Origin of the sequence: Microbacterium salsuginis, assembly GCF_012524205.1 — a bacterium.
GTDB classification, from domain to species: domain Bacteria; phylum Actinomycetota; class Actinomycetes; order Actinomycetales; family Microbacteriaceae; genus Microbacterium; species Microbacterium salsuginis.
Genome location: NZ_JABACI010000004.1, coordinates 307,615 through 333,007, shown reverse-complemented (window position 1 = coordinate 333,007; position 25,393 = coordinate 307,615). Strand labels below are relative to the sequence as shown.

28 protein-coding genes are annotated in these 25,393 nt (G+C 69.3%); 14 read left to right on the top strand and 14 right to left on the bottom strand.

Annotation, left to right across the window (positions count from 1 at the left end):
• Positions 1-146: 146 nt before the first annotated feature.
• Positions 147-1,367: a hypothetical protein gene (locus HF576_RS13360; protein WP_168913301.1), complete on the bottom strand. Its 1,221-nt coding sequence runs from the start codon at positions 1,365-1,367 to the stop codon at positions 147-149.
• Between the two features lie 122 nt (positions 1,368-1,489).
• Here HF576_RS13360 and HF576_RS13355 point away from each other — a divergent pair, with 122 nt between their 5' ends.
• On the top strand, positions 1,490-2,716 hold the full coding sequence (locus HF576_RS13355) for a glycosyltransferase (RefSeq protein WP_168913300.1): 1,227 nt from the start codon (positions 1,490-1,492) through the stop codon (positions 2,714-2,716).
• Here HF576_RS13355 and HF576_RS13350 read toward each other — a convergent pair.
• From HF576_RS13350 to HF576_RS13340, 3 genes are read right to left on the bottom strand one after another with little or no spacing between them, the layout of a single operon-like run.
• Positions 2,695-3,609 carry a hypothetical protein gene (locus HF576_RS13350; protein ID WP_168913299.1) on the bottom strand — a complete coding sequence of 305 codons (915 nt, stop codon included), beginning with the start codon at positions 3,607-3,609 and terminating at the stop codon, positions 2,695-2,697. The genes HF576_RS13355 and HF576_RS13350 overlap by 22 nt on opposite strands.
• A complete protein-coding gene (locus HF576_RS13345) occupies positions 3,606-4,112 on the bottom strand; it encodes a hypothetical protein (protein ID WP_168913298.1) in 507 nt (168 codons plus the stop codon). Before HF576_RS13345 ends, HF576_RS13350 begins: the two co-directional genes overlap by 4 nt.
• Positions 4,109-5,323, bottom strand: coding sequence for a macrolide family glycosyltransferase (locus HF576_RS13340; protein WP_168913297.1), 1,215 nt, complete (start codon positions 5,321-5,323; stop codon positions 4,109-4,111). The genes HF576_RS13345 and HF576_RS13340 overlap by 4 nt, the downstream gene beginning before the upstream one ends.
• 238 nt (positions 5,324-5,561) lie before the next feature.
• Between HF576_RS13340 and rpsF the strand changes: the two genes are divergently transcribed.
• From rpsF to rplI, 4 genes are all read left to right on the top strand, one after another.
• Complete coding sequence (rpsF, locus tag HF576_RS13335; protein WP_168913296.1) at positions 5,562-5,930, top strand: 30S ribosomal protein S6; 369 nt, start codon at positions 5,562-5,564, stop codon at positions 5,928-5,930.
• Between the two features lie 5 nt (positions 5,931-5,935).
• Complete coding sequence (locus HF576_RS13330) at positions 5,936-6,451, top strand: single-stranded DNA-binding protein (RefSeq protein WP_168913295.1); 516 nt, start codon at positions 5,936-5,938, stop codon at positions 6,449-6,451.
• Positions 6,452-6,522: 71 nt separating this feature from the next.
• The gene (rpsR, locus tag HF576_RS13325) at positions 6,523-6,777 is read left to right on the top strand and encodes a 30S ribosomal protein S18 (protein WP_013584646.1); all 255 of its coding nucleotides are present in this window, start codon (positions 6,523-6,525) and stop codon (positions 6,775-6,777) included.
• An 11-nt stretch (positions 6,778-6,788) separates the two neighbouring features.
• Positions 6,789-7,241, top strand: a complete 453-nt coding sequence (gene rplI, locus HF576_RS13320; RefSeq protein ID WP_168913294.1) for a 50S ribosomal protein L9 — start codon at positions 6,789-6,791, stop codon at positions 7,239-7,241.
• Positions 7,242-7,453: 212 nt separating this feature from the next.
• Here the strand turns inward: rplI and HF576_RS20395 are convergent, their stop codons facing one another.
• Both HF576_RS20395 and HF576_RS13310 read right to left on the bottom strand, forming a co-directional pair.
• Positions 7,454-9,112, bottom strand: a complete 1,659-nt coding sequence (locus HF576_RS20395; protein WP_240948908.1) for a hypothetical protein — start codon at positions 9,110-9,112, stop codon at positions 7,454-7,456.
• Between the two features lie 100 nt (positions 9,113-9,212).
• Positions 9,213-10,208 carry a hypothetical protein gene (locus HF576_RS13310; protein ID WP_343234277.1) on the bottom strand — a complete coding sequence of 332 codons (996 nt, stop codon included), beginning with the start codon at positions 10,206-10,208 and terminating at the stop codon, positions 9,213-9,215.
• Positions 10,209-10,795: 587 nt separating this feature from the next.
• Between HF576_RS13310 and dnaB the strand changes: the two genes are divergently transcribed.
• Positions 10,796-12,169: a replicative DNA helicase gene (gene dnaB, locus HF576_RS13305; RefSeq protein WP_168913293.1), complete on the top strand. Its 1,374-nt coding sequence runs from the start codon at positions 10,796-10,798 to the stop codon at positions 12,167-12,169.
• 52 nt (positions 12,170-12,221) lie between these two features.
• Here the strand turns inward: dnaB and HF576_RS13300 are convergent, their stop codons facing one another.
• Positions 12,222-13,460, bottom strand: a complete 1,239-nt coding sequence (locus HF576_RS13300) for an MFS transporter (protein WP_277348932.1) — start codon at positions 13,458-13,460, stop codon at positions 12,222-12,224.
• A 144-nt stretch (positions 13,461-13,604) separates the two neighbouring features.
• Complete coding sequence (locus HF576_RS13295; RefSeq protein WP_168913291.1) at positions 13,605-14,255, bottom strand: GntR family transcriptional regulator; 651 nt, start codon at positions 14,253-14,255, stop codon at positions 13,605-13,607.
• A 158-nt stretch (positions 14,256-14,413) separates the two neighbouring features.
• Here HF576_RS13295 and HF576_RS13290 point away from each other — a divergent pair, with 158 nt between their 5' ends.
• Positions 14,414-15,160: an alpha/beta fold hydrolase gene (locus tag HF576_RS13290; protein ID WP_168913290.1), complete on the top strand. Its 747-nt coding sequence runs from the start codon at positions 14,414-14,416 to the stop codon at positions 15,158-15,160.
• A 27-nt stretch (positions 15,161-15,187) separates the two neighbouring features.
• Here the strand turns inward: HF576_RS13290 and HF576_RS13285 are convergent, their stop codons facing one another.
• The 4 genes from HF576_RS13285 to HF576_RS13270 form a co-directional block, all read right to left on the bottom strand.
• Positions 15,188-15,640: a MarR family winged helix-turn-helix transcriptional regulator gene (locus HF576_RS13285; RefSeq protein ID WP_168913289.1), complete on the bottom strand. Its 453-nt coding sequence runs from the start codon at positions 15,638-15,640 to the stop codon at positions 15,188-15,190.
• On the bottom strand, positions 15,612-16,652 hold the full coding sequence (gene sigJ / locus HF576_RS13280) for an RNA polymerase sigma factor SigJ (RefSeq protein ID WP_168913288.1): 1,041 nt from the start codon (positions 16,650-16,652) through the stop codon (positions 15,612-15,614). The genes HF576_RS13285 and sigJ overlap by 29 nt, the downstream gene beginning before the upstream one ends.
• A 165-nt stretch (positions 16,653-16,817) precedes the next feature.
• Positions 16,818-17,198: a hypothetical protein gene (locus HF576_RS13275; protein WP_205835240.1), complete on the bottom strand. Its 381-nt coding sequence runs from the start codon at positions 17,196-17,198 to the stop codon at positions 16,818-16,820.
• Between the two features lie 43 nt (positions 17,199-17,241).
• Entirely contained in the window at positions 17,242-18,102 is an 861-nt protein-coding gene (locus HF576_RS13270; RefSeq protein ID WP_205835239.1) for a PhzF family phenazine biosynthesis protein, read from the bottom strand.
• 79 nt (positions 18,103-18,181) lie between these two features.
• Between HF576_RS13270 and HF576_RS13265 the strand changes: the two genes are divergently transcribed.
• On the top strand, positions 18,182-19,420 hold the full coding sequence (locus HF576_RS13265; RefSeq protein ID WP_168913287.1) for an amidohydrolase: 1,239 nt from the start codon (positions 18,182-18,184) through the stop codon (positions 19,418-19,420).
• Between the two features lie 66 nt (positions 19,421-19,486).
• Here HF576_RS13265 and HF576_RS13260 read toward each other — a convergent pair whose 3' ends face one another.
• Positions 19,487-19,873 carry a RidA family protein gene (locus HF576_RS13260; RefSeq protein WP_168913286.1) on the bottom strand — a complete coding sequence of 129 codons (387 nt, stop codon included), beginning with the start codon at positions 19,871-19,873 and terminating at the stop codon, positions 19,487-19,489.
• 95 nt (positions 19,874-19,968) lie between these two features.
• The gene (locus HF576_RS13255) at positions 19,969-20,637 is read right to left on the bottom strand and encodes a winged helix-turn-helix transcriptional regulator (protein ID WP_168913285.1); all 669 of its coding nucleotides are present in this window, start codon (positions 20,635-20,637) and stop codon (positions 19,969-19,971) included.
• Between the two features lie 72 nt (positions 20,638-20,709).
• On the opposite strand from HF576_RS13255, the gene HF576_RS13250 reads away from it, so the two are divergent.
• The 6 genes from HF576_RS13250 to HF576_RS13230 all read left to right on the top strand — a co-directional run bounded on the left by HF576_RS13250 (position 20,710) and on the right by HF576_RS13230 (position 25,383).
• Complete coding sequence (locus HF576_RS13250) at positions 20,710-21,150, top strand: VOC family protein (protein WP_168913284.1); 441 nt, start codon at positions 20,710-20,712, stop codon at positions 21,148-21,150.
• Positions 21,151-21,176: 26 nt separating this feature from the next.
• On the top strand, positions 21,177-21,371 hold the full coding sequence (locus HF576_RS13245; protein ID WP_168913283.1) for a hypothetical protein: 195 nt from the start codon (positions 21,177-21,179) through the stop codon (positions 21,369-21,371).
• Between the two features lie 31 nt (positions 21,372-21,402).
• Positions 21,403-21,534, top strand: coding sequence for a hypothetical protein (locus HF576_RS20625; RefSeq protein WP_277348931.1), 132 nt, complete (start codon positions 21,403-21,405; stop codon positions 21,532-21,534).
• Positions 21,535-21,539: 5 nt separating this feature from the next.
• The gene (locus HF576_RS13240; RefSeq protein WP_205835238.1) at positions 21,540-23,051 is read left to right on the top strand and encodes a dihydrolipoyl dehydrogenase family protein; all 1,512 of its coding nucleotides are present in this window, start codon (positions 21,540-21,542) and stop codon (positions 23,049-23,051) included.
• Between the two features lie 207 nt (positions 23,052-23,258).
• Positions 23,259-24,746 (top strand): MATE family efflux transporter, encoded by a 1,488-nt coding sequence (locus HF576_RS13235; protein ID WP_168913282.1) that lies wholly within the window; start codon positions 23,259-23,261, stop codon positions 24,744-24,746.
• Positions 24,747-24,816: 70 nt separating this feature from the next.
• Entirely contained in the window at positions 24,817-25,383 is a 567-nt protein-coding gene (locus HF576_RS13230) for a dihydrofolate reductase family protein (RefSeq protein ID WP_168913281.1), read from the top strand.
• Positions 25,384-25,393 lie beyond the last annotated feature (10 nt).

Genomic DNA, 25,393 nt, shown 5'->3' with positions numbered 1-25,393 from the left:
CGCTCTCGGCGACGCGCACGGCTACCTCCGCTCGGCGCAGAGCGCGCCGACGACCCCCTCACGCCCGGCGGGCGTCGCGAAGCAATGTGATGGCACGCGGCAAGCCTACGCCCGCGACGAACTCGAGCTCCTTGAGTTCTGCCGTCTCAGCGGCTGAAGAACATGCCGAACACGCCTGCCTGCGAGAGGATCCACCACAGGACGACCACGCCCATCACCACGAACGAGATCCAGGGCACGCCGCGCTGCAGGCGGCGGCCCTGCGGCGCGACGCCGGGCGGCGGGCGCAACGGCTCGAGTGGCGGCGTGAAGGGCACAGCAGATGCCGCACCCGCCGCGGCACCGGCGCCCGCGGGGCTCGCGACCCCCGCGACGGCCGGGGTCGAGGCATCCGGATTCATCGCCGAAGCCGCCGCCCGCAGTCGTTCGTCGCGCCACCGCGCCCACTGCGCGAACTTGTCGAGCAGCGCCCCCACGACCGAGAAGAGCCACGCCCAGGTCGCCGGATCGAGCGTGGAGAAGTCGCGCTTGGCATATAGGAACAGCCAGTCGTCGACGATCTCGACATCGAGGGCCGCGGCGTTGTCGATGAAGCGGGCCATGATGTCGGGCGTGAAGAGGTAGAGCGCGTCGGTCTCATAGCCGGTGGGGCAGTAGAGCGAGAAGAAGCGGTCGAAGTCGCCCTCGAGGCTCAGGCGCTGGTCCTTGTCGAAGGTCGCGGGCAGATTGGAGCCGAACAGGCCGTTGTTGCCGGTGGCATCCAGCACGATGTGGGGCAGTGGCACGTCGAGCTTCACAGCGACGTACCCCCACGTGTGCGTGCTGCGGTTCTTGCCCGACCCGGTGGTGTACCGGTAGTTCGCGAACTCCACGAAGCGCGGGCGGTCGCCGCGCACGAGGTCCGATGCCTGGCGCGAACTGCCCAGAGAGAAGATCATCCCGGGGAGCGCGGGGTTCGCGAGCCGGGGGAGGTAGCTCATGCCGTTGGCCCGCGCGAAGCGGTCCAGGCGCAGCATGCGCGCCGCGGCGGAGCGTCGGGTCACGATCGCCACGATCACGACCGCGACGACGATGGCCACGAGGATCACGACGGGGATGAACGAGAGCAGCACGAAGGCGATGCCGTCGCCCGCGGCGGACGCCGCCACGGCGACGATGGTGCCGACCATCGTGAAGAACACCGAGACGAACACGATGCCCACCACCGCGATGACGATGATCCCGACGACGTTCGCCGCCGGCATCCGTCCCGTGCGTCGCAGCTCGTGTGCGAACGCGCGCGCCGCCGCAGGATCGACCGGTTCGACGAGCGGGCGCGCGTCGAACGGGTAGGCGGGCGCTGGCCGCGACGGGGTGGGAACGCTCACGCCTTCACGCTACTCGCCGGCGCGGGAGCACATGTCGGCGAGTTCGTGTCACGACCGTCGCCGCCATCCGGTCATCTGTGTTGAGGGGGCCGGCGCGACGGGACCCGGAAGGGGCGCATCAGATGCACATCGTGATCTTCGCGGACCAGCATGCCGAGGCCCTGGGCGGAGCGCAGGTGACCGTGCGGCTTCAGCGCCGGTTCCTCGAGCGTGCCGGCCACACCGTGTCGGTCGTCGCCCCGCGCCGGTACGGGCCGAGGCGGCGGGTGAACGGGGACGACCCGGCCTATCTCGATCTGCCGGGCATCCCGCTCACGCCCGACCGCGAATATTCGCTCACGTGGCCGGGACGGCACGCCGATGACGCCGTCGACCGTGCGCTGCTGAATCGTCCCGCGGCCGATCTGGTCCACGTGCAGGGCGAATTCTGGGGAGCGTTCCTCGGCTACCGGTTCGCGGCGCGTCGCGGGCTGCCGGTCGTGCACACCATGCACAGTCGCATCGACGCCGGATTGGAGGCGACGACGCCGTTCCCGCACCTCATCGTGAGGGGACTGAACGGCTGGCGGCGCCGAGCTCTCCGCGGCCTTCGGGGCGCGGCCGACACCGGGGTGGACGCGTGGGCGTACCTGCGCGCGCTGGCCCGTGGTGCCACGGCGGTGACCGCGCCCTCCGGTCACTACGCGCGGCGGCTGGAGGCCAATGGGGTGTTCGACCACGTCGACGTCATCTGGAACGGCATCGATGATGACGCGCTCGACCGGGTCGCGGGACGGCGGCCGGCCGGCCGCCGTCCAGGACCGGTGCGGCTGGTGTGGCTGGGGCGGTTGAGCCCGGAGAAGCGTCCTCTGCCCTTCCTCGAGGCCGTGGCGGAGGCGGTCTCCGAGAACGACTTGGACTGCGAGGTGGAGGTGATCGGCGGGGGCGTCCAGCTCGCGGCTGCGAACCGGCTGGCGGAGCGACGAGGCATCGCCGCCCGCGTGCGGTTCACCGGCACGCTCCCTTACGAGGAGGCGCTCAAGAGGATGGCGGACGCGGACGCGCTGGTGCAGACGTCGATCGGGTTCGAGACGCAAGGGATGACCGTGTTCGAGGCGGCGTGCTTCGGCACTCCCGCGATCCTGTGCGATCCGGACATCGCCCGAGAGGTCGGCGCGGGGCACTGGCTCGTGGGACAGCGCACCGACGAGGCCGCACGAATTCAGGCGCTCGCCCGCACGCTGCGCCGGGCCGGCGGCGACATCGAGGAGGGCATCGCACCTCGCCCCGATCCGGTGCTGACCTCCAGATTCCGGCAGTCCGCGAGCACCGCCGCGATGATCGACGTCTACCGGCGGGCGACGTCCTGACTGCGGATCAGCGACACGACGAGGGCGGCGGTGCGCTCGAGGTGCGTGCGCCCGTCCGGAAGCGTCGCCGTCGGGCTGATGTAGCTGCGAGGGCCGACGTGCGTCGCGGGTTCCAGATGGTGCACGCTCACCAGGCCGGCGTTCAGCGCCCGGTTCCATGCGCTCTGTCGGTAGAGCGGCCAACGATGCGGGAAGATCCAGCGTCCGACCCTTGATACTCGGTCGAAGCGGCTCGTCAGGTCATGCACATGCTGCGCAGCTGAGACGTCGTTCGCGCCGTTGTGGAACCCGCCGATGTCGATCAGGGTCAGCGGCGCATCAAGCTGGGTGAAGAGCTCGGAGACGGCGCCCGTCGCGACCTGAGCGCCACCGCTGTACGACAGGAGCACGACCGGCACACCGCTGCCCGGGAGGTACCCGGCACGGCGAAGCTGATCGGCGATCTGCTGCCCCACGGCGCGGTTGTAGAGCGGTCGGTATCGCCGGTCGGCGGCGACGAAGGTCTGCATGACGTTGTGCAGGAACAAGAGGATCCCGAGCCGCCGGCGAAGCCAGTCCCACACTCGGCGCCCTGCCAGCGGCAGTGCGAGCGGAGAGTACGGCTGGATCTGACCGAGTACCCGCAGTTCGGGTGCGGTGTCGAGGATCGCGCGCACGAGCCGGCCGCCGTCGCGGGTGTCGGTGAGCCGACGCTTTCCGATGCCGTCCAGATACACGAGGTAGCTCTGCGGAGGAGGGTCGGCCGGTGCTCCGCGTGCGTACGGCAGGTCCTCCGGCAGGCGCGTGACGGGGCTCTTCCAGCCGGCCGCATAGATGACCACCTCGAATCGTGCGAGAAGCGCTTCGGCGAGGATGATCGGGCCGACGATCAGTGCGAGCAGGAGGAGGTTCATCGGGCCGGCTCCTGCTTCGGCCCGATCATGACGACGCGGCCTACCAGCGTCCGGACGAGACCGACGGATGCCGCCAGGCCCACGCCCGCGACGGCGATGCATGCAGCGCCCGCCGGCCAGGACATCCCCGTCGAGTCCAGCAGCTGATCGAGAAGCCCGAGCCCGACGCCGAAGATCAGCAGACCGTGCAGCAGCGGGCCGATCAAGGGGAATGCGATGATCGCGGCGACGACGAGCGGGGCGACCAGGCTCTCGGTCCACGTCACTGCCGGCGTCGCGGTGGCCGGGGCTCCCAGATACGGCGCGATCAGGGACGCGCACACGGGCCACAGTGCGAAGACGGCGCCGTCGATCACCGCGCCGGTGAGCAGCAGCCCGAACAGGATCGGCTTGGGGATCTCCGCGCGCGAGGTGCTCGCACGACGCGAGAGCAGCGGAAGGATGCGCCCCGCCGATTCCGAAAGTCCCGCGAGGATCAGCAGGGCGATCACCGCGGGGCTCATCGCCCGCTCCGCAGCACAGTGCCACGGCGCTCGGGCCGGGTTCGCCCCGCGTAGGACTCGAGCTCGTCCGCCGCGCGCACATGCCCGCCGGCCGCGCGCTGAGCCTGCCGCAGAGCGACGGCCCGCTCACGGAATCCCGGTTCGGAGAGCAGCCGTCCGGCCCGGGACCGGATCACCGTCGCCGTGGCCTCGGCGTTGGCGAGCGCGATGCCCGCGCCGAGGTCGACGACCCGCCCCGCCACGAGTGGCTGATCCGCACCCTGCGGGATCACGAGCATGGGCACGCCGGCGTAGAGGGCCTCGTTCACGCTGTTCATGCCGCCGTGGGTCACGAACACGGAGGCCTGGGCGAGCACGTCGGGCTGGGGAACGAAGCGCTGCGCGATCACGTTCGGCGGAAGACTGCCGAGAGCCTCCGGCGCGGTGCGTCCCGTCGCGAGGACGACCGTGCCTCCGAGCGGCGCGAGCCCGTCCGCAACCGCTCGCAGCAGCGGAACCGGCGCCTCGAACACGGTGCCGAGCGATGCGAGCAGGACAGGGGCCGCCAGATCGTCCGAGGGGAAGGACGGATCGGGCGGACGCGCGCCGAGGCTCGGCCCGACGAACCGGTACGTCTTGTCGAACTGCTCGGAGTGCGGCTGGAACTCAGCGGAAGTGAAGACGAGATTCAGGGGCTCCGTGACGTTCGCGAGATCGATCCGCGGAAGACCTCCGGTGTCGTAGTGCCGAGCCAGCGACGAGCGCCCGGTGAAGTACCTCGCAGCGCTTCGCGGATGCGCGCCGAGGCTCGTCCAGAGCCCGGCCGGTCCGGTCGGGCTCGGGGTGCCGCTGCCGAAGGCGAAGGTCGTGAACAAGGCAGCCGCCGGGACGTCCAGAGTCCGCGCCGCGATGAGTCCCCACGGACAGGCGGCGCTGTGCACGATGAGATCGGGACGCGCGCGCCGGAGTCCATCGAGCACCGTCGGCAGATTCCGCTCGGCGGCTCGCACGAGGGACTCGAGCATGCCGAGAGGAGTGGGATGCTCGGGCAGCACGGAGTCGTCATCGGCGTAAAGCTGGACCTGCGCACCCGCCGCCTCGATGGCGCGCGCGAACCGGGGAGTCGTGCAGTACGTCACGGTGTGCCCGCGACGCACCAGCTCGGCGACGACCAGAAGAGTGGGATTGACATGCCCGTGCATCGCCAGGTTGATGAACGAGACGGTGCTCATGGTCATCCCTCCCTCGACGGATGGGCGTTCTCGCGGCGAGGCGTCCTCGCATTAGTGATGACCGTGCCGGCCGCGCGAATGTGACACCATGGCGGCGATTCGGCAGCGGCCGAGGCATCCGGTACCATAGGAGGGTTGTCCGCACTGCGCTCCTGCGCAGATAGCCGGACGACGTGCACACACCCTCCTGCTGCCGGGAAATGCCCGACAGCCGTTCTAGTCCGAAGGAGGTGGGTAAGTGACGCACCAGTACGAACTCATGGTCATCCTCAACCCGGAGATCGACGAGCGCCAGGTCGGCCCGAACCTCGACAAGTTCCTGAAGGTCATCACCAACGATGGTGGCTCGATCGACAACGTCGACATCTGGGGCAAGCGCCGCCTTGCGTATGAGATCCAGAAGAAGACCGAAGGCATCTACGCCGTCGTCAACTTCACCGCGACGAGCGCAGCCACCCAGGAGCTCGACCGCCAGCTGAAGCTCAGCGAGCAGATCATGCGCACCAAGGTGCTCCGCGCCGAAGAGGCGATCGCCATGATCGCGTCCGAGAAGCAGCGTGCCGACGAGCGTGCCGCCCGCAAGACCGCCAAGGCAGCGAAGGCCTAAGGGTCATGGCCGGCGAGACGATCATCACCGTCGTGGGAAACCTCACGGCTGATCCCGAACTGCGGTACACGCAGAACGGCCTCCCCGTCGCGAACTTCACGATCGCGTCGACGCCGCGCAACTTCGACCGCCAGGCCAACGAGTGGAAGGACGGCGAAGCGCTGTTCCTCCGCGCGAGCGTGTGGCGCGAGTTCGCCGAGCACGTGGCCGGTTCGCTGACCAAGGGCATGCGGGTCATCGCGACCGGCCGCCTCAAGCAGCGCAGCTACCAGGATCGCGAGGGCAACAACCGCACCGCGATCGAGCTCGAGGTCGACGAGATCGGCCCGTCGCTGCGCTACGCGACCGCTCAGGTCACCCGCGCAGCCGGCGGTGGCGGCACCGGTGGTGGGGGCGGCGGACAGTCGCGTCCCGCTCAGGTCGCCGACGAGCCGTGGTCGACCCCCGGTTCGACAGGCGCCGGCGGCAACGCCGACGCGTGGGCTGCCCCGGGCGCCTACGGCGACGACACACCCTTCTAAGGGCTGATCTCAGAAGCAGATTCCGGATGCCGAGGCTTCGGCATCCGATCAAGGAAACGTAAGGAAGCACCATGGCTGGAAAGGCAACCGGCGATCGCCGGAAGCCGCGGAAGGGCGCGAAGAACGCCGCCCCCGCGAAGGCGATCCGTGTCGGCGTCATCGACTACAAGGACGTCGCCACTCTTCGCAAGTTCATCTCGGAGCGCGGCAAGATCCGCGCCCGTCGTATCACCGGTGTCTCGGTGCAGGAGCAGCGTCTGATCGCTCGCGCGATCAAGAACGCGCGCGAAATGGCGCTCCTGCCTTACGCCGGCGCTGGCCGCTAAGGAGTACCGACATGGCAAAGCTCATTCTCACGAACGAGGTCGCCGGGCTCGGTGGCGCCGGTGACGTTGTCGAGGTCAAGAACGGGTACGCCCGTAACTACCTCATCCCCCAGGGCTTCGCGGTCGCATGGACCCGCGGTGGCGAGAAGCAGGTGGCGTCGATCCGCGCCGCCCGCGAGTCGCGCGCGATCCACGACCACGAAGAGGCCGTCGCTCTCAAGGACGCCCTCGAGTCCAACAAGGTCCGCCTCGCCGTCAAGGCCGGCGCAGAGGGTCGCCTCTTCGGTTCGGTGAAGACCACCGACGTGGCCGACGCCGTCAAGGCCGCGGGCCTCGGTGACCTCGACAAGCGCAAGATCCACATCACCTCTCCGATCAAGTCGGTGGGCGAGCACGAGGCGACGGTTCGTCTGCGCGACGACCTCACCGCCGTGATCACTCTGCAGGTGGTCGCCGCCAAGTAAGGCGCGAACAGCAGAACGGATGCCGCGAGCCCCCCGGTTCGCGGCATCCGTTGCTTGTTGATCCGGATCGCAGCGGCCCGATCCAGGCATGGCGAGCCGCTGCGATCCGAAAGGGAGAGGTGCGGGAGGGCCGGCTTGGGGACGGCCCTCCCGCGTGCTCACGCGGGGTCGGGGCGAGGGGCGTTCGGGGAACGCAAGGTGCCCCGCGCCCTTTACGCGGAGCGGCGCCGCGACACGCGCGCGATCACGCCGGCCATCAGGAGCAGCAGCCCCATCAGCAGCGCGGGAAGCGCGCCCGCTCCTCCTGTCGTGGCGAGTCCAGAGGCGTCACCAGCCGCCGAGCTCGAACCCGTGACGTTGTTGTTGCCGCCGTCACCGGGGTTGCTCGGAGTGCCCGGGTCCGTCGGGTCCGTAGGATCGGTCGGGTCCGTCGGGTCCGTCGGGTCCGTCGGGTCCGTCGGGTCCGTCGGGTCCGTGGGGTCCGTCGGGTCCGTCGGATCGGTCGGGTCCGTCGGATCGGTCGGGTCCGTGGGGTCCGTGGGGTCCGTCGGATCGGTCGGGTCGGTGTCGCCGAGCAGGTCGGTGAGCAGGTCATCGACGAGGCCGGTGCTGTCGGTGGCATCGGCGACGTTGTCCGCCGCGTTCTGCACCGTGTCCGAGATCGCACCGATCACGTCGCCGCCGTTGAGCAGCTCGTCGACGATCGTGCCCGCGTCATTGAGTCCGTCGTTCACGAGACCGTCGATCACCTGGTCGGCGGTGTTCTCCGTCGCGTTGGTGATCGTCGTACCGAGGTCGGAGCCGAGGTCCGACACGGTGGTGCCGAGGTCCTCGATCACGTTGTCGATGTCTCCGTCGAGCAGGTCGTCGATGGTGTTGTCGCCGTTGTCGACGAGATTTCCGACGAGTCCGCCTTCGACCAGGATGCCGTCGCCCACGACGTCGTTCAGACCGGAGTCCTCACCGAGCAGGCCGTCCAGGATGACGCTGCCACCGGTCGTTCCGGTGACGCCGTCCAGCAGGTCGCCGACCGCGTCGGTGACAGGCTCGAGCGCGCCGTTGTTGCCCAGGATCGGGTCGAGCACGCTGTCACCGGCCAGCCCGTCGAGGAGGCCGTTGTCCTCGGTCAGGCCGGTCAGCAGGCCGTCCGCGTCATCGACCGGCGTGGCCGGCGTCGACGTCGGGCCGCCCTCGAGTGTGGTCTCGAGTGCGTCCTGGGCGAGACCGGTGGTGTCGGTCGCGTCCGCGGTGTTGTCGCCGAGGTTCTGGACCAGATCGCTCAGGTCGCCGCCCGTGTCGTCACCGTTCTGGACTCCGTCGAGGAGACCGAGGGTGTCGGTGAGCAGGTCGTCGACGATGCCGTCGATCACCTGGTCGTCGGTGTTGGCCGCGGCGTCGGTGACCGTCTCACCGAGGTCGGCACCGAGGTCCTCGACGGTGACGCCGAGGTCGGTGACCGCCGCGTCGAGGTCGCCGGCGGCGACATCGTTCACGACGGCGTCGACGTTCGCCGCGACGTTTCCGACGGTGCCGCCCTCGACGAGCGCACTGTCTCCGACGACGTCGTTGAGAGCACTGTCGTCGCCTACGAGTGCGTCCACGACGGTGGTGCCGGCAGTGGTGTTCGTGACTTCGTCCACGACCTCGGCGACGGCGTCCGTCACCGGAGCCACGGCGCCGTCGTCGCCCAGGATGGGCTCGACGATGCTGTCGCCGACGAGCGAGTCGACGAGGCCGTCGTCGGCGACGACGGACGAGAGAAGGTCGGGATCGGTTGGTGGTTCGGCCGCATTGGCGACCGTCGCGCCGAGCAGCGTGATGCCGCCGGCGAGAAGCGTGCCCCAGAGGGCGCGCTTGATGAAAGTGCGCATGAGGTTCCCCTTAATGGATTGATCGGTTGACAGCGCGTGAGGACGCGCTGATGCTCAGCCGCCGGTGCTCGCAGAGGCGAGGAAGGCGGCGGTGAGCCGATCAGTCAGGGGAGACGTCGGTGGAACCGACAGGCGCCGGCGGGGCGTGGTCGTCCTCAGGGCCGGCTCGATGCGTCCAGGCACGGTCTGCATCGAGGGGTCCGAGGGCCGAGATCGCCCAGGCGCCGGGACCCGCACCACCGGGTCCCGCGGAAGAAGTGGCGAGGCAGAGTCCTGCCCCGTTGCCGGGCACACCAGAGGTGCCGGGCAAGGTCGCCGAAGGGGCGACCGAGCTGTGGACGACGGCTGAATCGCCATCGGAAGACCATGCCGCCGAGAGCGATCTCGGCTTCGCGGAGGCCACGGCGGCGGCATCCGCCACCGTCTCGCTGAGCGCGTCGGCCGTGAGGACCTGACCGGCGTCGGCCGGGCCGGCTCCGCCCGGAAGAAGTGGAAGATCCGGGATGCCCGGGAGCGCCGGCGTGCCCGGAAGCGGTGCGCCGGTCGGGGGCTGACCCACGGTGGCGCCCGTCTCGTCGACCACGTCGACGACGCCGCCGAGGGTGTCGTCGACGGTCTCGCCGAGGTCGGTGACAGCGTCGTCGAGCCCGATGCCCGAGACGATCCCGCCGACGACGGGGACCTGGGTGACGACATCGACCACGGGCTGGGTGATGCCGCTCACGACGCCGCCGGAGACGACGTCGGAGACGGGTTGGGTGACCGCCGTGACGACGGCACCCACCGACTGGACGACCTGGCTCACCGGCTGCTGCACGGGAGCGGGGGCCACGTCGACGACGCTGTTCACGACGCCGGTGACCCCGGTCGTCACGCCCGAGACGGTGCCCGTGACCGTCGACGCGGTCTCATCGACCAGCGATGTCACCGCACCGAGTGCACCCCCGAGCAGGCCGTCGTCGGACTCCGCTGCATTCGCGTTCGAGGCGCCGAGGCCGAGCACGAACGAGAGAGCGATCCAGGCGAACGCGGCACCGACCCCGATCAGGGCCAGTCGCACGACCTTGGGCAGCTGCCCCGAGGTTGCGATCTCCACGTTCACCTCCCACGACGAACAACGCCACACGCTCCGGACGGAACGTGCGTGAGGGTGCCTGGACCTCAGAGAGTACGCCTCCGTGCGCGCCGTGTCCAGCATTCTCGCGGGTTGTCGCGCATCGCGGGCTCTTTGTGCGATCACATGCGCGGAACGGCGCCGGACTGCCCGAACTTTGTACACAGGCGGGCCGTCGGCACACAACCTTCAAGCGGCACTTCAACCACATCTTCCTCCACAGGCTGTGGAACTGAAAGAACCAGGTCAGCCGGACAATATCAGTGCCATGTCGACGAAACGCGGGTGTTTGTCCACAGCGGTTGTTCACAGGTCTGTCGGCGTTTCTCGCAGACTCTCCACATAGTTATCCACAGGCTGTGTTGCGTGTCTCCGAGGCCGTCCTTAGCGTGGGGTGCGGCCCACTCGGGAAGGGCGTCCGCGGGTGCGTGACCAGCGCCGCTCCTCTTCGATACCGTGCGCCACGGCAGTGATGCGTTGGCGCGCGCCGCTTGAATCGCCCCTCCGGCAGGGCGATGTCGGACCATGCCCGGATGATGTGAACGACCGATCAGGAGGACTCGCACCCTATGTCGATCGCTGACATCTCCGAAGAGCGCATGGGCGGCCCGCGCGAATACGAGCGCACTCCCCCGCACGACCTGCTCGCCGAGCAGAGCGCCCTCGGCGGGATGATGCTGTCGAAGGATGCCGTCGCCGACGTGATCGAGACGCTCCGCGGCACCGACTTCTACATCCCGAAGCACGAGCTGATCTTCGAGGCCATCCTCACCCTCTACTCGCACGGTGAGCCGACGGACGTCGTCGCCGTCACCGACGAGCTCATCAAGACCGGCGAGCTGCAGCGCGCGGGGGGCGCCGACTACCTGCACACCCTCACCTCGATCGTGCCGACGGCGGCGAACGCCGGCTACTACGCGTCGATCGTGTCCGAGCGCGCCCTGCTGCGCCGGCTCGTCGAGGCCGGCACGAAGATCGTGCAGATGGGCTACTCCGGCCAGGGCGAAGCGCTGGATCTCGTCAACAATGCCCAGGCGGAGATCTATTCGGTCACGGGTGCCGAGGCCGCCGAGGATTATGTGCCGCTGACGATCGCGGTGGATGCCGCGGTCGAAGAGATCGAGGCGGCCCGCGGTCGCGACGGCCAGATGACCGGCATCCCCACCGGTTTCTCGGGTCTGGACCAGCTGACCAACGGCCTGCACCCGGGGCAGATGATCATCATCGCCGCACGTCCCGCGATGGGTAAGTCGACGCTCGCCCTCGACTTCGCCCGCGCGGCGGCGATCAAGCACGACATGCCGACCATCTTCTTCTCGCTCGAGATGGGGCGCAGCGAGATCGCCATGCGCCTGATGAGCGCCGAGGGCGCTGTGCCGCTGCAGTCGATGCGCAAGGGCACACTCGACTCGCGCGACTGGACGACGATCGCCGCGACGCGCGGTCGCATCAACGACGCTCCTCTCTACATCGACGACAGCCCCAACATGACGCTCGTCGAGATCCGTGCCAAGTGCCGCCGGCTCAAGCAGCGCGCCGGGCTGAAGATGGTGGTCATCGACTATCTGCAGCTCATGACCTCGGGCAAGCGCGTCGAGTCACGCCAGCAGGAGGTCTCGGAGTTCTCGCGGGCGCTGAAGCTTCTCGCGAAGGAACTGCAGTGCCCGGTCATCGCACTGTCGCAGCTGAACCGTGGTCCCGAGCAGCGCGCCGACAAGAAGCCCGCACTGTCCGACCTCCGAGAGTCGGGCTCGATCGAGCAGGACGCCGACATGGTCGTGCTGCTGCACCGCGAAGCGGCCTATGAGAAGGAGTCCCCTCGCGCCGGCGAGGCAGACCTGATCGTGGCCAAGCACCGTAACGGGCCGACCGACACGATCACGGTCGCCTTCCAGGGCCACTTCTCCCGCTTCACCGACATGGCCCCCGGCGACTTCGGATAGTCCCCCACACGAGCGGGAGCCCGCCGGGTTTTCTCTCGGGCCCCGTGTCGACTCAGCGGGCCGTACGCAGGCCTCGGATCAGGAGGGCGGCCGCGCCGGCCAGTGAGCAGGCGGCCGCGCTCGCACCCAGGACGATCCCGGGCGGGACGGCCTCCAGTGCAATCGCGCCACAGGCTGCGCCCAGCGGGGTGGCGGTCGTGAGGAGGCTTCGTTGCAGGCCGAAGACGGCGCCATGCTTTGCCGGATCGACCCATCGCTGGAGCGCGCTGGTCTCGACTGTCGTGTAAGGACCCCACACCAGCCCGCCGATCAGGAAGACCGCCGCCGCCACAACAGGTGTCTGGATGAACGCGAGCGGCAGCATGACGAGACCCCACACGATCGCCCCGACGGCGTTCACCACGCCCGGCCGGCGGCGCGCGAGTCGCGGTGCGAACGGGAGGGCGGCCAAGGCCCCGACGCCGAACAGGGTCCACAGCAACCCGTACGTCGTCTCATCCCCCGCGAGCTGGTCGCGGACGTACGCGGGAGCGGCGGTCTCGAAGGGGCCGTAGACGAAGTAGTACATCGTCGACAACGCCACGATTGCCACGATGTGAGTCGTCCAGTTGCGGCGGCGCGCGCCACCGTCGGTGGGGGGTGTGCGCGCAGTGCGTGAGGTGGTGCCGCGGGGGAGCGTGACTGCCAAGCTCAATGCGAGGAGTAGCAGCACCACCGGGACAGCGAGGCTACCCGCAGCGCCGAAGGCGGCGATTGCGGGTGCGAGAAGTATCGTTCCAAGTAGGAGGGGGATCTGGTCGCTGACCGCCACGACCGCGTTCGCCTTCACCAGATGCCTCCCCGTCACGATCCGGGGCACAAGGGTGCGGATGGCGGCATAGGTCGCGGGCGAGAGGGTGCCTGCGAGTCCGCCCAGCACCAGCACCGCAGCCAGCGGTACGTCGCCTCCTCGCGACAAGAGGAACAGGACCGTCAGGAGCCCGGAGCGCCCCGTCAGATCAATCAACATGGGCAGGAGGATGCCCCAACGGTCGATCGCGCGGCCGATCAGGACGCCAGCGGCGAGGGTCGGAAGTCGCAACGCCAGGACCACGAGCGCTGTCTGGATGCCGGACCATCCCTGCGGCTGAGCGATCCACAAAAGAAGGAACAGCAAGAAGGTATCCGCAGAGTTCGCGAGGAGTGCGACGCACGCCGCACGCCATACGGAGGCCGGCACCGGGCGGGTCGATCGGCCTAGCGGCAGCGATCCTGTGTGGCGCGAGTCATCCGAATCCCGGATCGCGCTCATTCAGCCACCATCCCGCAGGAGTGCATGGGGTCATTGATAACACGCGCGTTGCGCCACCACCACGGTCCCGGCTCGAGTAGCGACGGCTCGTTCCCGGCTAAGCAGAAGCATGGAACGGCATTGCATTTCGCCGCAGCCGAGTTCTCAGCCCTCCGGTTCGGCGGGCAGGCTGCGCCAGATCTCGAACGCGACGGCGGCGGCGCCTGGGGCATCTCCCGCCGCGATGAGGTCGATGAGCCGCTCGTGCTGCTCGGTGGACGCCTGGCCATCCAGGTCGAATCGCAGTCTCTCGGCTCGACGCACGAGCGGGCCGAACTGCTCCAGCACCGCTTCGATGGCGTGGTTCCCGAGCGCCACGACCGGGATGCGATGCAGTTCCTCGTCGGCGTCGAGGGCGGCTCCGACATCACCGGATGAGACCGCAGCGGCGAATCGGCCGTTGGCCTCCCGCATCCGTTCCACGTCGCGATCGCTCAGTCGGCCGGTGACTTCCCGCACCGCCAACTCGTGCATCGCGGCGACGACGTCTCTCGCGTCGCGCACCGCGGGAGCATCGACGGCGCTGACAGTGGTGGACCGACCGGGAAGCGCGACCACCAGTCCGCTTGACGCGAGTCGCAGCAGAGCCTCGCGCACCGGGGTGCGACTCACGCCGAGCCATTCGGCCAGCTCGCCGTCCTTGAGCTGCTCCCCCGGTGTGAACGTGCCCTCGACGATGGCGTCCCGGAGGCGCCGATACACATCGTCCCGGAGCAGAGTGCGGTCGACGGCGGGAGTACCACGAGGAATGGGCATGAAACATATTGCACACAAAAATCATCGAACCGGGAATCAGAACCCCGCCTCTTCCGTTGAGACACTGCATGCAATATATTGCACATCGGATCGGTCGATCGGCCGCCGATGCAGAGTCGCCCGGGAAGCTCCCGGAGCCGCAAGAGAGGAACAACGACATGAGCACCATCGACGCCCCCACGGCAGTTCCCGTTCCGGGATCGACCGACCATCGCGTGAAGAACGTCGTGCTGGTCCACGGCGCATTCGCCGACGGTTCCGGTTGGCGCGGGGTTCACGACAACCTGACGGCGCGCGGGTACCGCGTGAGCATCGTGCAGAATCCGCTCACCTCGCTGGCGGATGACGTCGCCGCGACGACCCGCGTGCTCGACAGGCAGGACGGGCCGACCATCCTGGTCGGGCATTCCTGGGGCGGAACGGTGATCACCGAAGCGGGCGTGCACCCGAAGGTGGCGGGCCTGGTCTACGTCTCTGCACTCGCGCCGGACACGGGGGAGACGACGGGCCAGCAGTACGAGGGTTTCGCGGCGACACCGGAATTCGTCATCGACGTCGGCGAGGACGGTTACGGCTTCCTCAACCCCGAATCGTTCAAGGCCGGATTCGCCCACGATGCCTCGGACGAGGACGCCGCGTTCCTCCGCGACTCACAGATTCCGATCAACATGTCGGTGTTCGGCTCGGCGGTCACCCGCGCTGCCTGGCGCGACAAGCCCACGTGGGCGGTCATCGCGACCGAGGACAGGTCGTTCGACCAGGCGATGCTCCAGCACATGGCGACGCGCAGTGGAGCAGCCATCACCAACGTGTCGGCGAGCCACGCGCTCTTCATGACCCAGTCCGGTGTCGTCTCGGACGTCATCGCGACCGCCGCGATGAGCGCCGTGCCCGCCGAACGCTGACCAGTGGCCGTCTCCGCCCGCGTGGGCTCAGATGTCGGTGCCCGCGCGGGCGGTGATCGTACGGAGGACGTCGAGCGCGGCATCCGCTCGATCATCACTGAAGCCGAACCGGTCGGCGATGGCGCTGTAGATGCGCGGTGCGTGTGTGCCGAGCTCCTGCCCTTGCGCAGTGAGCGAGACGACGACCGACCGCTCGTCGTCGGGGTTGCGCGTCCGCGCGACGAAGCCGAGCTTCTCGAGTCGCTTCACGATGGGCGTGATGGTCCCGTAGTCGGAGCGCAGGCCGGCGACGATCTGCCCGACCGGAAGGTCGCCGTCGCGCCAGAGCAGTGCGAGCACGAGGTACTGGGGGTACGAGACGCCGAGCGGTTCGAGCAGCGGCCGGTAGGCCGCGGTGACGGCACGGTAGGCCGCGTGCAGGTTGAAGCAGACCATGTCGTCCAAAGCGACCTCAGGCGGGTTCGAATCTGCGCGAGCCATGCACGCGACTGTACCCCGAGTCGCTCGTGGGCGAGGTGATCGTGGGCGAGGGAAGTTCCGCCTTCGGGGACCGCGCGCTCGCGACCACCCAGTCCGATCGTGCCGGATGCCACCGCCCGGCGTTCGCGACGGCCCCGAGCTTGGCGGGGTTCATCATCCATAGGATCTGCGAGATCGCGCCGTTCTGCACCGTCACCGTGAACACCGCGACCAGCTCGGATCCGTGCACGAGGTATGCGCCCGCGCGCCCGTTGGCCTCCATCGGAACGATCTCGATGTCGGTCCAGAACCAGCGGGCGAGACCCGCGAAGAAGCGCACGACCTTGTCGCGGCCGTAGATGGGGCGTCGCGCCGTGTGCCGGACGACTCCGCCGCCGTCGGTGTAGCTGATCGCGTCGGTGGCGAGGAGCATCTCGAGCTCCGCGGTGTCACCGGCTCGCGCCGCGCGCAGGAACGCCTCCAGGAAAGTGCGATGGGTGTCGCGTCCCTCCACGCGGACCGATTCACCCGTCAATCGCTTGCGTGCCCGGCTGACGAGTTGCCGGGCGGCGGCTTCGGTCGATTCGAGGATGGCGGCGATGCGTGCATAGGGGTAGTCGAACGCCTCGCGCAGCACGTAGGCCGCCCGTTCGGAGGGCGTGAGCCGCTCCATCAGGATCAGTGTCGCGAAGTGCAGCGCCTCGTCGCGTTCCGCGCCGAGCGCCGGATCGTCGGTCGTGTCGGTGGGAGCGGGGAGCCAGGGGCCGATGTACGTCTCGCGTGTCGTGTGCGCGCTCGTGAGGACGTTGATCGCGAGCCGCGTGGCGATGGTTGAGAGGAACGCGGCCGCGTCCCGCACCAGGGATCGGTCGTAGAGCTGCCATCGGATCCACGTCTCCTGTACGACGTCCTCCGCGTCGGCCGCGGTGCCGGTGATCCGGTAGGCGATCCCGAAGAGCTTTCGCCGCACTTCATCGAAGGCGGCCAGGGCATCCGACTGGTCGGTGGCATCGGGCTTGCGGTCCGGGTTCATCTGAGTCCCCTCGTGTGCGAGGCCTGCCGGCGCGGGTGCCGACGGCGTACGAGCCGGATACGACAGCGCCAGATTAGTGAGTACACGAGGGAATAGCAAGCGATGTAAATTCCGAGCGTGCGCCATCGCGTCGAGACATCGGCGGGAAACGGCGCGGGATGCCTCTCAGGCGCCGAGCGATGCGACGAGGCAGAGGGTGCCTGCGGCCAGGAAGACCACCCACGACAGGTGCCGGCCGCGCGTGAAGACGAGGGGCGGCACGGCACACGCCAGGCACGTGATTCCGATCGCCGCGACGACGGCACGCGGCTCGGCATCCACCGCGACGAGCACGAGCACGGCGGCGACGCCGAGCGCCAGGAGCGTGGTGATGTGCCACGCGAAGCGGATCGTGCCGGCGGTGAATTCCCGCCCGCCGAAGAGCTTGGGCAGATCCTCCCTCCGCAGCAGGCGCCGGATGATGTACCGCTCGCCGAGGATCGAGTGGAACAGGCCGAGTGCGACCAGGAGCGCGGCGGCGATGAACAGCACGGGGGTGGAGGACATGCCGCGAGTCTTCCATCCCGGCACCGCGCGCGGCCCTCCCGGGTCAGAGGCTTATGTGGCCCGAGATGACCACGTCGGTGCGGCCGCCTACCCAGAGGCGGTCGTCGTCGGCACTGACGTGCACTCGACCACGCCGTCCCATCGCTGTGCCCTGTGCTGCGGTATACGGAGCCGAGAGACTGCCCCGCGCGATCAGCCATTCTGCGGCGGCGGCGTTGAGGCTGCCGGTGACCGGATCCTCCCGGAGCGGCTCGCTGCCATCGGTGAAGAACGCGCGCACTTCGAGCGAGACATCCGCACCGTCCTCGTGCAGGCCCAGGATGCCGATGTCCCACGGACCCGGATGTCTCGAGGAGTCGGCGCGCACACCGAGGACGGTCTTCGCGTCGGTGAGCAGCATGCCCACCCAGCCCGGGCCGTTGTCGAGCCATTCGGCGTCGAGGATCTGCGCCGCGTCGACGCCGAGGATGTCGGCCACGGTTGCGACCAGGCCGGGCTCGACAGGACCGGAGCGGATGCGCGGCGGTGCCGAGAAGGCGAGGAGGTCGCCGTCGATTCGGACGGGCACCAGCCCGGCGCCGCACTCCTGCACGAGCAGCCGGGGATCCGCCGGGGTACCGCCGGCGTCGAGCCACGCCCGGGCGGTGCCGAGCGTCGGATGCCCCGCGAACGGCAGCTCGGTGCTGAGGTTGAAGATCCGCACCCGGTAGTCGGCTTCCGGCATGGTCGGCGGCAGCACGAACGTGCACTCCGACAGGTTGCTCCATACCGAGAACCGCCGCATCGCTTCGTCGTCGAGGTCCTCCGCGTCGAGGACGACGGCGACCGGATTCCCGCTCGTCGAGCCCTGACCGAAGACGTCCACCTGGCGGAAGCCGCGCATCACCGGCGCCTGATTGCTCATCCACCGATCGTGCCCCGGCAGCGCGCGTGCTGTCGAGCGCCGAGCGAGTGCGTGAGGCGGCGCGTCGTAGGTTGGAGGCATGGCTCGCATCCTCGCCGTGACCGGCGGTCACCTCGTCCCCGTCAGCTCCGCTCCCATCCCCGGTGGCACGGTGATCGTCACGGACGGCGTCATCACCGCGATCGGCGGGCCGGAGACTCCGGTGCCGGAGGGAGCGCACGTCGTGGACGCGTCTGGGCGCTGGGTGCTTCCCGGGTTCGTCGAGTCGCACGGGCACCTGGGGGTGCACGAGGACGGCGAGGGCTGGTCGGGCGAGGACACCAACGAGATGACCGACCCGAACGGCGCGCGCTTCCGCGCCCTCGACGGGATCGACATCGAGGAGGTCGGGTTCCGCGACGCGCTGCGCGGCGGAGTGACCACTGCCGTCGTCAAGCCCGGCTCGGGCAACCCGATCGGCGGGCGCACCGTCGCCATCAAGACGTGGGGCGGGCGGACGGTCGACGAGCAGATCCTCGCCGCCGACGTGTCGGTGAAATCCGCGCTCGGCGAGAATCCCAAGCGCGTGTACGGAGACCGCAAGCAGACCCCGTCGACACGCCTGGGCGTGGCATCCGTCCTCCGCGAAGCGTTCGTCGCTGCACGGACCTACGCCGACAAGCGGGCCGCAGCCGCCGAGAAGGAAGAGCCGTTCGAGCGGGACCTCGGCAAGGAGACGCTCGCGGCGGTGCTCGCGGGCGAGTTGGTGTGGGATCAGCACTGCCATCGCCACGACGACATCGCGACGGCGATCCGCATCGCAGAGGAGTTCGGCTACACGCTGGTCGTGAACCACGGCACCGAGGCGCACAAGATCGCCGACGTGCTGGCCGAGAAGCAGATCCCGGTCATCTTCGGCCCGATGCTGACCTCGCGCTCGAAGGTCGAGCTGCGCGACCGCGCGATCGGCAACCTCGCGCTCATCGCCGAAGCAGGGGTGAAGGTCGCCATCACGACCGACCACCCCGTGGTGCCGATCGACCACATCAGGTTGCAGGCGATCCTCGCCGTGCGCGAGGGGCTGCCGGCAGCCACGGCGCTGCAGGCGCTGACGACGAACCCGGCCGAGATCCTGCGGCTCGACGAACGCGTCGGTGCGCTGGAGGTGGGCCGCGACGGAGACGTCGTGGTGTGGTCGGACGACCCGCTCGCGGTCGATTCGCACGTCGAGCGCGTCTTCATCGAGGGTCGTGCGGTGTACGAGCCGGGAACGGATGCCGCGTCCCCGCGCGTCGTCGAGCGCTGGGAGCGCTTCGGGCGCTCGTCCTGGGCTCGCTGAGACCACCGGACCGCGGCAGGCTGGAGCCACGCCGTGAGCGTCGAACTCAGCCGAGGTGGGTGGAACTCAATCGACTCGTGCCGCGATCGCCTCGATCTCGACGAGCCACCCCGGTTCGAGGAGCTGCTGGACCACGACGGTGCGTGCCGCCAGATGGTCGCCGAGGTGCGCCCGCAGGGCTTCGACGTTGGCGGGGTCGAAATCGGCGGAAGTGAGGAAGAACCGCAACGAGACGAGGTCGCGGTACTCCATGCCGGCGGAGGCGAGGATGCTGCCGATGTGGGCCCACACGTTCGTGACCTGGCCGCTGAAATCGTCGGGCAACTCGGTGCCCGTCTCGTCGTAGCCGTTGATGCCGCTGATGTAGAGGGTGCGCGCTCCGGGCGGCACCTCGACGGCGTGGGCGTAGTTCCGGTAGGGCGGGAAGACGCTCGCGGGGTTGTGGGATCTCATTCGGGTGACCTTTCCTGGCGCGGCTCGAGCCGGTCGAGGAAGCGCGATATGCCCGACGCTAGCGCAACCCCCGTCCCTCAGGTCGCGGGCGCCCGTCAGGCGGCGGGGCCGTCCTCGGCGAGCTGCGGGAGCGCGAAGCGTTCGAGGAAGGCGGCCGCCTGCCGGCGATCGCCGGCGATGCGCACCTCTCCGGCCGTGACCGCATCGTCGAGTGTTCGGCGGTGGAAGATGACCGCCCGCAGCACCGATTCGGATGCCTCGATGACGAGCTCGGGATCGGCGCCGAACGCGCGTGTCACCTCGATCGTCTCGCCGTCGATCCGCACGTCGAACGCGTCGCGCACGAGCTTCAGGCGCGCACGCCCGCGGAAGCCGCCGGGTGCCGTCGGCGCGTGGAGTGCCTTCAGTGCGAGGGCGAAGGCATCGTTGCTCATCTCCGACCCGGGCGCCACGGGGGTGAGCGCGCCCCACCGGGACATGGCCACGAGCACCGGCTCGAGCGCGTGGCCACGTGGGGTCAGCTCGTAGGCCTGGACGCTCGCGGGCGGGCCGAGCACCGTGCGACGGACCACGCCACCCGCCTCGAGATCGCGCAGGCGCTGGCTCAGCACGTTCTGGCTGATGCCGTGCAGTCCGGCGCGCAGGTCGGTGAACCGCTTGGGCCCGAAGACGAGTTCCCGCACGACGAGCAGCGCCCACCGCTCGCCGATCACGTCGAGGGAGCGGGCGATGCCGCAGGCATCTTCGTACTTTCTCGTCGCCATGGGAATACAGTACGGCAACTGAACGGTTGACTCCCTCACACGGACCAAATGGTCCTAAATTAGGAGTCAATCGTGGAACTGAAACTCGAAGTCATCGTCCTCCCCGTCTCCGACGTGGACATCGCGAAGGACTTCTACCAGCGACTGGACTTCCGTCTCGACGCCGACTTCATCGTCGACGAGGGGTATCGGATCGTCCAGCTGACGCCCCCGGCATCCACCGCGTCCATCATCTTCGGCACCGGGATCACGACGGCGCCGGCGGGATCCGTTCGCGGTCTCCTCGTGGCCGTGCCCGATATCGAAGCCGCCCGCGCGGAGATCGCCGCGCGCGGCATCGAGGTGTCGGAGATCTTCCACGAGGCCGACCCGTTCGTCCGGGCCGGCGTCGAGCACCGGATCCCCGGAGCGCACCCCGAGCGCGCGAGCTACAGCTCGTTCGCGACGTTCGCCGATCCCGATGGCAACGAGTGGCTCCTTCAGGAGATCACTGACCGCCTCCCCGGTCGCTGAGCGAAGCGCACGGACGGAGACGACGCATGGACGCAACGACGAACGAGGTCATCCTCGATGTCCTCAAGGGAGCCGCAGCGGCCCACGGCGTGTTCGAAGCCGAGGAGCTCGGCGGCGTGCACGACGACGAATGGCCCGAGTGGTACGCCGCGCACATGACGAATGCGCTCGCGGCTCTCGGCTACCGGCTGGTCGCGGATGCGACCACGGGCGCGGCCTGAGCCCGCGACCGCCATCAGGGAGATCACCACCATGTGGATCTACGAACAGCTGCTCGGTCGCGAGATCGCGACGGCGCTCCTGCGCGCGAGCGCCGGAGCCGCCGACCGAGCAGCATCCGACACCGACACCCCGGCAACGAGCGAAGCACAGGAAGAGCGCTGAGCATCATGAAGACCCTCGACACCACCCTCATCCAGGAATACGACCTCATCGTCCTCGGCGGCGGTGCGGTGGGCGAGAACATCGCCGACCGCGCCGTGCAGGGCGGCCTGAGCGCCGTCATCGTCGAGCACGAACTGCTCGGCGGCGAATGCTCGTACTGGGCGTGCATGCCCTCGAAGGCGCTCCTGCGCTCGTCGGCCGCACTCCGCGCTGCCCGCAGCGTCCCCGGCGCCGCCGAGGCGATCACCGGTGACCTCGACGTCGCGGCGGTGCTCGCCCGTCGCGACGCGTTCACGAGCCACTGGTCGGACGCCGGCCAGGTCTCCTGGGTGAAGAGCGCCGGGATTGACCTGGTGCGCGGCCACGGCCGCATCAGCGGTATCCGCGAAGTCACGGTGACGACGCCCAACGGGGGCACCCTTATGCTGGTCGCCCGCCATGCAGTCGCCGTGTCCACCGGATCGGACGCCTACGTTCCCGACATCGACGGCCTGCGCGATGCCCGTCCGTGGACGAGCCGCGAGGCCACGAGCGTCCGGGAGGTCCCGAGGAGCCTCGCCATCATCGGCGGCGGCGTCGTCGCAGCCGAGATGGCCACCGCCTACGCCGCCTTCGGCACGCTGGTGACGCTCATCTCGCGAGGCACGCTGCTCGCCGGTATGGAGCCCTTCGCGGGTGAGCGGGTCACGGAGGCGCTGCGCGAGCAGGGTGTCGACGTGCTGCTCGGCACCGAGCCCGTCCGCGTCAGCCGCGGCGAGTCCGGATTCACCGTCGAGACCTCGGCCGGTGACGCGATCGGCGCCGAGCAGCTGCTCGTCGCGACCGGACGTACTCCGCGCACCACCGACCTCGGGCTCGAGACGATCGGGCTCACCCCCGGTCAGTGGCTCGACACCGATGACACCTTGCGCGTTCCCGGCTTCGACTGGCTGTACGCCGTCGGCGACGTGAACCACCGCGCCCTCCTCACGCACCAGGGAAAGTACCAAGCGCGCGCGGCGGGTGATGTGATCGCCGCTCGGGCGAACGGCACCGTGGTGTCTGATGCAGCGTGGGGCGCCCACGTGGCGAGCGCCGACCACGCGGCGGTGCCGCAGGTGACGTTCACGGATCCCGAGGTCGCCTCGGTGGGGCTCACGGCGGATGCCGCGATCGCCGTCGGCTACCGCGTTCGCGCGGTCGACTACGAGATCGGCTGGGTCGCCGGCGCGAGCGTGCACGCGGACGGCTATCGCGGGCAGGCCCGCATGGTCGTCGACGAGGACCGCTCGGTGATCATCGGTGCGACCTTCGTCGGGCCGGATGTGGCTGAGCTGCTGCAGGCGGCCACGCTCGCGATCGTCGGGGAGGTGCCTCTCGCCCGTCTCTGGCACGCCGTCCCGGCCTATCCGACGATGAGCGAGATCTGGCTGCGCCTTCTCGAGACCTACGGACGGCAGAGCGCCTCACCCCGGCTGCTTGCGCCCGAGCGCACAGCCGTGACGAGCGAACCCGTGCCCGCGGCACCCGTTCGCTGACCGGCGCACCGCTGTTCGGCGCGTTCGTCGTGCTCAGCGCGTCGATCACCGCGACCGTCGCGTGGCGGGCGCGACCCCGCGTCGACGGGGCGCGCTGAGCCGATTTCGCCGGGCCAGGGCTCTGCGAGAGAATGGAACGTCGTCACTCGAATCGATTCGGCGTTCGTGACGGCGTCGCCGCTTCCCTCATTCTTCGAGAGCACCCGCATGTCCCGTTCCCTCACCACCGGCAGCCCGTGGCGCGTCATCCTGGCCTTCTCGGTCCCGCTCCTCGTCGGCAACGTCGTGCAGCAGCTGTACCAGTTCGCCGATGCCGTGGTCGTCGGGCGTCACCTCGGCGTCGACGCGCTCGCTGCGGTGGGCGCGACCGGCAGCCTCCTCTTTCTGCTGCTCGGCTTCGTCTGGGGCATGACGAGCGGTTTCGCGATCCCGACAGCGCAGGCGTTCGGGGCGGGTGACGCCGCCGGGGTGCGGCGGTCCGTCGCGACCGGGACGATCCTCACCGCGATCGCCAGCGCGGCGCTGACCGTCGGCGGCCCGCTGCTCGCGGGCCCGGCGCTCGAGCTCATGAACACGCCGCCCGAACTCATGGCCGACGCCACCGTGTTCGCGCAGATCAGCCTGCTGGGCGCCGCGACGATGCTGTTCTTCAACTACCTCGCGGCCGTCATCCGCGCCATCGGTGATTCCCGCACGCCGCTGGTCTTCCTGACGCTCGCGTGTCTGCTCAACGTCGCACTCGTCCTCCTCTTCGTCGGCGTGCTCGAGGCCGGCGTGGGTGGTGCGGCGCTGGCGACCGTCATCTCTCAGGCGGTGTCGGTGGTGCTGTGCCTCGAATACGTCCGCCGCCGCATCCCCGCCCTCCACGTGCGGCGCGCGGACTTCACGGTGACCAAGACCGACTATGTCGCGCACCTGCGACTCGGCCTGCCGATGGGGTTCCAGGCATCCATCATCGCCATCGGCACTCTGGTCGTGCAGGTGGCGCTCAACGATCTCGGTGCCGACGCGGTCGCCGCGTACACGACGGCCTCACGCGTCGACGGGCTCGCCGTCGCACTGCTGCAGTCGATCGGCCTGGCGGCGTCGATGTTCGTTGCCCAGAACTTCGGCGCCGGCCGGCCCGACCGCATCCGTCGCGGCGTCGTGCAGGCGACATGGATCGCCGTCATCGCCGCCGTCGCGCTGGGCGGGCTGCTGGTCGCGTTCGGTGCGCCGCTGGTGCGTCTGTTCGTCGGTGAAGGATCGGACGACGTCGTCGACATGGCGGCGCTCATGCTGGTGATCAACGGCACGACCTACTGGGTGCTCGGCGTCCTCTTCGTCGTGCGCGGCGCGCTGCAGGGTCTCGGCGACGCGATGATCCCGACGCTCACCGGTGTGGTCGAGCTGATCATGCGCGTCGGAGCGGCCATCGTCCTCGGCGCGGCGTTCGGGTATGTCGGTGTCGTCTGGTCGAACCCGCTGGCGTGGGCCGGCGCGGTCGTGCTGCTCGTGCCCGCATACGTGCATGCGCACCGTCGACTGGGACGGATGCCGGTGGCCCCTGTCGCCGTCACCCCGACGACCCCGATCCCGGTGATCGGGCCGACCGATGGCTCGATGACCGTGGATGCCGTGGTGACGGCACCCATCCCGCTGCCTCGCTTCGCGAAGCGCACGCTGCGCCGGAAGGCACGCTCGGGCGCGCGCTGACGGGTACCTTCTGCTGTCGCGCTCGCGAGCCTACGCTCGGGGGTGCTGGACCTGACGCGAAGGAGCTCGAATGCAGACGTTGACGGTGGATTTCATCATGTCGCTCGACGGCTACGGCGCGGCTGAGGGCTGGCCGGGCTGGTGGGGCCTGGAGGGCCCCGACTATCTCGGATGGCTCGAAGAGCTGCCTGAACAGGACCACCCGATCCTCATGGGAGCCACGACCTACCGGTTGATGTCGGAGTTGACGGCCAGCGGTGAGGAAGGCACCGACGTGCTGAACGGCGTGCAGAAGTACGTCTTCTCGTCGACGCTCGACGAACCGCTCACGTGGGAGAACTCGACACTGGTCCGTGAGGACGCGGTCGAGTTCGTGCGAAGGCTGAAAGAGGAGTCCGACCTGCCGCTGCGAACGCTGGGCAGCGTCGCGCTGTGCCGCTCGCTGCTGCGTGCCGGACTCGTGGATCGGTACCGCGTCGTCGTGTTCCCGGTGATCACGGGCGCCACCGGGCAGGACCGCATCTTCGACGGCTACCCCGACGTGCGTCTGGATCTCGTGGAGGCGCGCACGTTCGATCGGCGAAGCCAGCTGCTGGAGTACGTCCCGACGGTGCTCGAAGGCCCACCCGGAGCCTGACCCCGCTTCA

Bases quoted from the DNA above. Each gene is read 5' to 3' on its own strand.
- HF576_RS13270 (WP_205835239.1), bottom strand. From the start codon at position 18,102: ATGAGCAATCAGGCGCCGGTGATGCGCGGCTTCCGCCAGGTGGACGTC.
- HF576_RS13340 (WP_168913297.1), bottom strand. From the start codon at position 5,323: ATGAGCACCGTCTCGTTCATCAACCTGGCGATGCACGGGCATGTCAAT.
- HF576_RS13265 (WP_168913287.1), top strand. From the start codon at position 18,182: ATGGCTCGCATCCTCGCCGTGACCGGCGGTCACCTCGTCCCCGTCAGC.
- HF576_RS13240 (WP_205835238.1), top strand. From the start codon at position 21,540: ATGAAGACCCTCGACACCACCCTCATCCAGGAATACGACCTCATCGTC.
- HF576_RS13255 (WP_168913285.1), bottom strand. From the start codon at position 20,637: ATGGCGACGAGAAAGTACGAAGATGCCTGCGGCATCGCCCGCTCCCTC.
- HF576_RS13285 (WP_168913289.1), bottom strand. From the start codon at position 15,640: ATGGCTCGCGCAGATTCGAACCCGCCTGAGGTCGCTTTGGACGACATG.
- HF576_RS13350 (WP_168913299.1), bottom strand. From the start codon at position 3,609: ATGAACCTCCTCCTGCTCGCACTGATCGTCGGCCCGATCATCCTCGCC.
- rplI (WP_168913294.1), top strand. From the start codon at position 6,789: ATGGCAAAGCTCATTCTCACGAACGAGGTCGCCGGGCTCGGTGGCGCC.
- HF576_RS13300 (WP_277348932.1), bottom strand. From the start codon at position 13,460: ATGAGCGCGATCCGGGATTCGGATGACTCGCGCCACACAGGATCGCTG.
- HF576_RS13275 (WP_205835240.1), bottom strand. From the start codon at position 17,198: ATGTCCTCCACCCCCGTGCTGTTCATCGCCGCCGCGCTCCTGGTCGCA.
- rpsR (WP_013584646.1), top strand. From the start codon at position 6,523: ATGGCTGGAAAGGCAACCGGCGATCGCCGGAAGCCGCGGAAGGGCGCG.
- HF576_RS13330 (WP_168913295.1), top strand. From the start codon at position 5,936: ATGGCCGGCGAGACGATCATCACCGTCGTGGGAAACCTCACGGCTGAT.
- dnaB (WP_168913293.1), top strand. From the start codon at position 10,796: ATGTCGATCGCTGACATCTCCGAAGAGCGCATGGGCGGCCCGCGCGAA.
- HF576_RS20395 (WP_240948908.1), bottom strand. From the start codon at position 9,112: ATGCGCACTTTCATCAAGCGCGCCCTCTGGGGCACGCTTCTCGCCGGC.
- HF576_RS13235 (WP_168913282.1), top strand. From the start codon at position 23,259: ATGTCCCGTTCCCTCACCACCGGCAGCCCGTGGCGCGTCATCCTGGCC.
- HF576_RS13355 (WP_168913300.1), top strand. From the start codon at position 1,490: ATGCACATCGTGATCTTCGCGGACCAGCATGCCGAGGCCCTGGGCGGA.
- HF576_RS13290 (WP_168913290.1), top strand. From the start codon at position 14,414: ATGAGCACCATCGACGCCCCCACGGCAGTTCCCGTTCCGGGATCGACC.
- HF576_RS13345 (WP_168913298.1), bottom strand. From the start codon at position 4,112: ATGAGCCCCGCGGTGATCGCCCTGCTGATCCTCGCGGGACTTTCGGAA.
- HF576_RS13295 (WP_168913291.1), bottom strand. From the start codon at position 14,255: ATGCCCATTCCTCGTGGTACTCCCGCCGTCGACCGCACTCTGCTCCGG.
- HF576_RS13245 (WP_168913283.1), top strand. From the start codon at position 21,177: ATGGACGCAACGACGAACGAGGTCATCCTCGATGTCCTCAAGGGAGCC.
- sigJ (WP_168913288.1), bottom strand. From the start codon at position 16,652: ATGAACCCGGACCGCAAGCCCGATGCCACCGACCAGTCGGATGCCCTG.
- HF576_RS13230 (WP_168913281.1), top strand. From the start codon at position 24,817: ATGCAGACGTTGACGGTGGATTTCATCATGTCGCTCGACGGCTACGGC.
- HF576_RS13260 (WP_168913286.1), bottom strand. From the start codon at position 19,873: ATGAGATCCCACAACCCCGCGAGCGTCTTCCCGCCCTACCGGAACTAC.
- HF576_RS20625 (WP_277348931.1), top strand. From the start codon at position 21,403: ATGTGGATCTACGAACAGCTGCTCGGTCGCGAGATCGCGACGGCGCTC.